Genomic DNA, 6,460 nt, shown 5'->3' on the forward strand with positions numbered 1-6,460 from the left:
CGTGGACGCCTGCGCCGGTACGACCGGCTCCATGACCCCCTGCGCCGCGGGATCGCCCTGCGGGCGGCGCGCCCGGTAGGCCGAGCGGTAGGCGGCCGGGGACGAGCCCAGCTGACGCCGGAAGTGACCGCGCAGCGCCACCGGCGAGCGGAAGCCGCAGCGGCCCGCGACCTCGTCGACGGAGTAGTCGGAGGTCTCCAGCAGCCGCTGCGCCTGGAGCACCCGCTGGGTGATCAGCCACTGCAGCGGCGCGCTGCCGGTCAGCGAGCGGAACCGGCGGTCGAACGTCCTGCGGCTCATGTACGCGCGGGCGGCGAGCGTCTCCACGTCGAACTGCTCGTGCAGATGCTCCAGCGCCCAGGCGACGACCTCGGCGAGCGGGTCGGAGCCGATCTCCTCTGGTAAAGACCTGTCGAGATAGCGCTCCTGACCGCCGCTGCGCCGGGGCGGGACCACCAGCCTGCGGGCGAGCGCGCCCGCCGCCTCGGCGCCGTGGTCCGTCCGGACTATGTGCAGGCACAGGTCGATTCCGGCCGCTGTGCCGGCCGAAGTGAGTACGTCCCCGTCGTCGACGAACAGCTCCCGCGGGTCCACATGGACCGACGGGTAGCGTTTGGCGAGCGTCGGCGCGTACATCCAGTGCGTGGTCGCCGGGCGGCCGTCCAGCAGCCCCGCGGCGGCGAGCACGAAGGCGCCGGTGCACAGCCCGACGATCCTGGCCCCCTCCTCATGCGCTCTGCGCAGCGCGTCCAGCGCCTCCAGCGGCGGCGGCGAGGTGATCGACCGCCAGGCGGGCACCACCACCGTGCCGGCCCTGCTGATCGCCTCCAGTCCGTACGGCGCGGTGAGTTCGAGACCGCCGGTGGTCCGCAGCGGTCCCTCCTCGCCGGCACAGACGAGCAGGCGGTAGCGGGGAACGCCGGCGTCCTGGCGGTCGATGCCGAACACGGAGAGCGGGATCGAGCTCTCGAAGATGGGCCCACCACTGAAGAGCAGCACGGCGACGACTTCCCGGCGGCGACGCCCGGAAAGCTTCCGTACTGACTCCGGTGCGGCAGTGGAGTCCTGGCTCATGGCGCTAAGCCCCCCTCGGTGTTCGCGTCTCCCCGTTCTTGTCGGGCCTCTCGCTCCTGCACGATTCCCCTCGGTTTTGCACGGGTCCCCAGCCTTCGATGCTCATGATCGAATCTACTGTGTTCCGTGGTGCCGGCGTGACAGAGTTCTTCATCCGGCGTTATGTCGACAAGGCAACTTGGCGCGAAGCATTCGATCACGAAGCGTTCCACTCACAAGCCGTGCAGGGAAGTACGCCTCACGTGCATGGCCCATCCCCGTAGGGTGCGGGAGACCGTAGCGGTCCTTTCTTCCCTGGTGACAAGGGGGTTGACAGGCCATTTCGCCAAGGGTTCGGCACGCAGGTGAAGTTGGCCGAAAAGAGCCGGGTGTGGGCGAACGGCGGCTTCAATGACCCGGCGCACTTTCCTCCCGCGCGCGTGAGCCCCAGTGCGCCCCCCGTGCTTCCGTTCGCCCGTCCCCGGCGGCCGTCATGGCCGTCGCGGCCGCCGACTCGGCCTCGGCGGCGCGCACCTGGGCGGCGGCCCGCTCGGACTGGCGCAGCAACAGCCGGCATCCGGTCGTCACGGCGGCGAGACCGAGGGCCGCGACGGCCGCGCCGCCGACCGACGTTCCGTACACCACGAGCACCACGGGTACCAGCAGACAGCTGAACACGGCCCAGCGGATCACCTCGCCCGCCGCGTCGGCCGGAACGGCCGGAACGGCCGCGTTCCCGGCCGTACGCGGCGCGGCTTCGGCGCCGCTGTCCGGAACCGGCGGGTGTGTACGGCGCGGACGGGGCGTGACAGGGGGCGTGCCGGTCTGGGCGGGGTACGAGGCTGTCGAAGGCGCGGGCACGGGAGCTCCTTGTAGGCGGCGACGTGGCCGATGGGCAACGACGGGCGGCGCCGTACGGTCACTGCGCATTGCTCCGGCTGGCCGCCGCACCGTACCGGAACGGCTCGCGCACCGTACCGGGACCGGCGTCCGCACCGTACCGGCGCCGGTATCCGGACCGTGCCGGCACCGGCATCCGGACCGTCCCCGGCCCGGGCCTCCGGGCGTCAACGGCTGTAGACGCCACCGGGCATTGCGATCCTGGGCGGGCTCGTGCATGCTCCCTGGAACGCCGCGTGTGGGGCGGCCAGCACTGGGCAGGAGAGGAGTGCCGCCGTACCCTTGGGGGTATGGGCTTGGGAAGATGATTCCCGGACACGGCTCAGACCGTTACGCTGCCACGCCAATTGTTGCTCCTTCTCAAGAGGATCTCTTTCGCCGAGACGCCAATGGCCGGTCACGAAATCCCCGAACCCGCTGACCGCAAGCAGGTAGCCGACCCACTGTCGGACCTGCGAGCGGCGGAACAGACGCGCGCATCCTGCGACCCGGCCTTCCGGCACGGAGTGGTGGTCGGCTTCGACGGCTCCACCTCCAGCGAGAGGGCCCTGTCCTACGCCATCGGCATGGCCACCAGGCTCGCCTCGGGCCTGATCATCGTCCATGTGGCGAACCGGCTGCCGACCACCGTATGGGCCGGCTGCGAACCTCCCGTCTTCGTCGACGTCCCGGACCACCGCACGGAAGTGCTCGGCCTCGAACTGGCCTGTGCGGACTATCTGAGCGACGTCCCCTGGATCCTCGTGGAGCGCGGCGGCGACATCTGCCACGAACTCGAAGAGGTCGGCCAGGAGTACTCCGCCGACGCGATCGTCGTCGGCTCCACGCACGGCATCGTCGGACGGATCTTCGGCTCCGTGGCCGGCCGGCTCGCGCGCCGCGCGCAGCGCCCGGTCGTCGTCGTCCCGTAACGGCCGGCCATCCGTAACTCCCGACCGTCACTCCTGACCACTTCCTGATCAGGCGTCACATCAGTGACGACGCAGCGTCAACTTCCTTGTGCCCAGCGTGAATTTGCTCACGCGCAGAGGTGGATTGTGTCCTTGTGAAGGGTAGATAAAGAGTCGCTGGGACACAGCAGAACAGCACCTCAGAAGGGAGCCCGCCGTGGACAACGACGTCTCTGCGGGAAGCAACACATCCACTTCGGTTCTCGGCCATCTCGCGCTCGGACTCACGCTGCTCGCCTTCGGCGTGGGCCACACCGGCGTCATCGACGGCGTCACGGCGGCGAGCGCCGTCTCGCTCGCCCTGTACGTGGGCGGAGTCGCCCTCTTCGTCGCGGGCCTCCTCGAATTCCGCGCCGGCAACGCGTTCACCGGCACGGCCTTCGCCGGCCTCGGCGCCTTCTGGTTCACCTGGGGGACCGGAGCGGGCGATGCCGTCACCTCCGAGACGGCCGGACTCTTCCTGATCCTGTGGGCGCTCCTCGCCCTCAGCCTCACCATCGGCGCCTCCGGCTACGGACCGCTCCTCCAGGGCACGTACGGCCTGCTCTTCGTGGGGCTGCTGCTGCTCGGCATCGCCCAGTTCGCGGACAGCGGCGGTCTCACCAAGGTGGGCGGCTGGGTCGCCGCCGTGGCGGGCGTCGCCTCCTGGTACGTGGCGACGGCGGCGCTCGCCCACTGGCCGACCGCCCTGCCGCGCCACCGTGCTGCCGGCCGGGGAGTGACGGCCACCGGCTAGTGCCGTGCCCGGCAATGCTCGCGCGACAGGCAGAGCTTGCCGGGAGGGGCACTGGGCCGTTCCGGGGTGACCCCGTGAACCCCGTACGGCCAGGCAGCCGCGGGCCGGCGTTCGGGCAAGCGCCGGCCCCGTCCGAGAGAGCGCCCCCGGTACGGCGGATGCCGTGCCGGGGGCGCTCTCGCCCGTGCGGGGCAGGCCGTCCCGTGCGGGGCAGGCCGTCCCGTGCGGGGCGGGTCGGAAGGGGGCTGCTACTCGACCGTCACGGACTTCGCCAGGTTGCGGGGCTTGTCGATGTCCCGGCCCAGCGCCAGCGCCGTGTGGTACGCCAGCAGTTGGAGCGGAATGCCCAGCAGGATCGGGTCCAGCTCCGTCTCGTTCTTCGGCACCAGAATGGTGTGGTCCGCCTTCGGCTGCGGCTGGTGCGCCACCGCCAGGATCCGCCCGCTGCGGGCCTTGATCTCCTCCATCGCCGCGCGGTTCTTCTCCAGCAGATCGTCGTCCGGCACGATCGCCACCGTCGGCATCGCCGGCTCGATCAGCGCCAGCGGACCGTGCTTCAGCTCCGACGCCGGGTACGCCTCCGCGTGGATGTAGGAGACCTCCTTGAGCTTCAGCGACGCCTCACGCGCCACCGGATAGCCGCGCACCCTGCCGATGAACATCATCGACTTGGCCTGCGCGTATTCACCCGCGAGCGCCTTGATGTCGTCCTCGGTCGCCATGATCTCGTCGATCTGCGCGGGCAGTCGGCGCAGCCCGTCGATGATCCGCTTGCCGTCGGCGACCGACAGGTCCCTGATCCGGCCCAGATGCAGCGCGAGCAGGGCGAAGGCGACCACGGTGTTGGTGAAGCACTTCGTGGACACCACGCAGACCTCCGGCCCGGCGTGCACGTACACGCCGCCGTCCGTCTCCCTGGCGATCGCCGAACCGACGACGTTGACCACACCCAGCACCCGCGCGCCCTTGCGCTTCAGCTCCTGCACGGCCGCCAGCACGTCGTACGTCTCACCGGACTGCGAAACGGCCACGTACAGCGTGTCGGGGTCCACCACGGGGTTGCGGTAGCGGAATTCGGACGCCGGCTCCGCGTCGGCGGGGATGCGCGCCACCTCCTCGATCAGCTGGGCGCCGATCATGCCCGCGTGGTACGAGGTCCCGCAGCCGAGGATCTTGATCCGGCGCACCCCGCGTGCCGCGCGGGCGTCCAGGTTGAGACCGCCGAGATGCACGGTGGAGAACCGGTCGTCGATCCGGCCGCGCAGCACCCGGTCGACCGCTTCGGCCTGCTCCGAGATCTCCTTGTGCATGTACGTGTCGTGGCCGCCCATGTCGTACGACTCGGCCTCCCACTCCACGGTGGTCGGCGTCGCCGACGTGGTCGAGCCCTCCGTCGTGTACGTACGGAAGTCGTCGGCCTTGAGGGTGGCCATCTCGCCGTCGTCGAGGGTGACGACCTGGCGGGTGTGGGAGACGAGCGCGGCGACGTCCGAAGCGACGAACATCTCCTTCTCGCCGATGCCGAGCACCACGGGCGAGCCGTTGCGGGCGACGACGATCCGGTCGGGGAAGTCGGCGTGCAGCACGGCGATCCCGTACGTGCCCTCGATCAGCTGGAGCGCCTGGCGGACCTTCTCCTCCAGGGTCGGCGCCTGCGAGCGGGCGACGAGGTGGACGAGCACCTCGGTGTCGGTCTCGGAGAGGAACACCACCCCGTCGGCCTCAAGCTTCACCCGCAGCTCGGACGCGTTGTCGATGATGCCGTTGTGCACGACGGCGACCTTCGACTCGGCGTCCAGATGCGGATGCGCGTTCGCGTCGCTGGGGGTGCCGTGGGTGGCCCAGCGGGTGTGCGCGATACCGGTGGTGCCGGCGAACCGCTTGGGGACACGGGCCTCCAGCTCGCGGACCCGGCCCTTGGCCTTGACCATCTTGAGGGCCGCCGCCTTGCCCGCGGCCGGCTTTCCCGTGATGACGATGCCGGCGGAGTCGTACCCCCGGTACTCCAGCCGCTGCAGCCCTTCGAGCAGCAGCGGAGCCACGTCCCGCCTGCCGATGTATCCCACGATTCCGCACATACGGTTCTTGCCCCTCCTGATTTACGGGTGCGTGCTCCAGGTGGTGACCCGCCCTGACCGGGTCACCGGGTTCCGGCTCCAGAACCGGTTCTGGCTCCGGCTTCGGTTCCGGCTCAGCCGTAGACGATGCGGCGCAGTTGCCGGAGCGAGAGCTCCGGCGGCGCCACGGCGCGATGCGGCAGCTCGGCCGCTATCCGCTCGAAGATGTCCGCGTTGGTGGCGCCGCCGGACTGGAGCTCCCGGTGTCTGCGCCGTACGAACTCCTCGGCCGTCTCGTCGAAGTACGCCAGCACGTCGAGGACCACCCGGGCGGCTTCGCCGCGCCGCAGCGCGGTGCTGCCGACCAGATGGTCGATGAGGTCGTCATGCGACGGGCGTCGTTCGAGCACCCGTTGATATTGCGGGTCGGTCAGGCCGTTTGCAAGAATCCTGCCCGATTTCGGGCAGGAGGGGGAGGGAATCTACGCTCGCCCGCTCCTACAGATGTCTGAGGAGGGCCTGTTTCGCGGTGGTGAACTCGTCGGCCGTGAGTATCCCGGCCTGGTGCAGCTCGCCCAGCTCCCGCAACCGCCGCAGCAGCGCGTCATGGTCGCCGGCGGACGGCTCCTTCACCGTGTCCACCGGCTTCTCGCCGCTGTCGAGGGCGGCCGGCGGGCGTGCGGCGCGCGGGTGGGGCAGCCTGGCCACCACCGCGGCGCCGACGAGCGCCATCAGCGGGTCCTTCTTGAAGCCCCACAGCTCCG

At 70.4% G+C, this 6,460-nt stretch carries 7 protein-coding genes; 2 read left to right on the forward strand and 5 right to left on the reverse strand.

Features of this window, described 5'->3' with window-relative positions; all coding sequences use genetic code 11:
- Together HY68_RS16350 and HY68_RS46215 are read right to left on the reverse strand one after the other, a co-directional pair.
- Positions 1–1,074: helix-turn-helix domain-containing protein (locus tag HY68_RS16350; protein WP_063779651.1), on the reverse strand; the 1,074-nt coding region annotated here is incomplete at its 3' end.
- Between the two features lie 387 nt (positions 1,075–1,461).
- Positions 1,462–1,914 carry a hypothetical protein gene (locus HY68_RS46215; protein WP_052457104.1) on the reverse strand — a complete coding sequence of 151 codons (453 nt, stop codon included), beginning with the start codon at positions 1,912–1,914 and terminating at the stop codon, positions 1,462–1,464.
- 428 nt (positions 1,915–2,342) lie between these two features.
- On the opposite strand from HY68_RS46215, the gene HY68_RS16360 reads away from it, so the two are divergent.
- On the forward strand, positions 2,343–2,864 hold the full coding sequence (locus tag HY68_RS16360; protein WP_041989420.1) for a universal stress protein: 522 nt from the start codon (positions 2,343–2,345) through the stop codon (positions 2,862–2,864).
- A 196-nt stretch (positions 2,865–3,060) separates the two neighbouring features.
- Positions 3,061–3,639, forward strand: coding sequence for a GPR1/FUN34/YaaH family transporter (locus HY68_RS16365; protein ID WP_041989423.1), 579 nt, complete (start codon positions 3,061–3,063; stop codon positions 3,637–3,639).
- A 248-nt stretch (positions 3,640–3,887) separates the two neighbouring features.
- Here HY68_RS16365 and glmS read toward each other — a convergent pair whose 3' ends face one another.
- The 3 genes from glmS to HY68_RS16380 form a co-directional block, all read right to left on the reverse strand.
- Positions 3,888–5,717: a glutamine--fructose-6-phosphate transaminase (isomerizing) gene (gene glmS / locus HY68_RS16370; protein WP_041989426.1), complete on the reverse strand. Its 1,830-nt coding sequence runs from the start codon at positions 5,715–5,717 to the stop codon at positions 3,888–3,890.
- 113 nt (positions 5,718–5,830) lie between these two features.
- On the reverse strand, positions 5,831–6,106 hold the full coding sequence (locus HY68_RS16375) for a hypothetical protein (RefSeq protein WP_041989428.1): 276 nt from the start codon (positions 6,104–6,106) through the stop codon (positions 5,831–5,833).
- An 88-nt stretch (positions 6,107–6,194) separates the two neighbouring features.
- A partial coding sequence (locus tag HY68_RS16380) for an SHOCT domain-containing protein (protein ID WP_041989431.1) occupies positions 6,195–6,460 on the reverse strand: 266 nt, incomplete at its 5' end.

It is taken from the genome of Streptomyces sp. AcH 505 (assembly GCF_000818175.1).
Classification (GTDB): domain Bacteria; phylum Actinomycetota; class Actinomycetes; order Streptomycetales; family Streptomycetaceae; genus Streptomyces.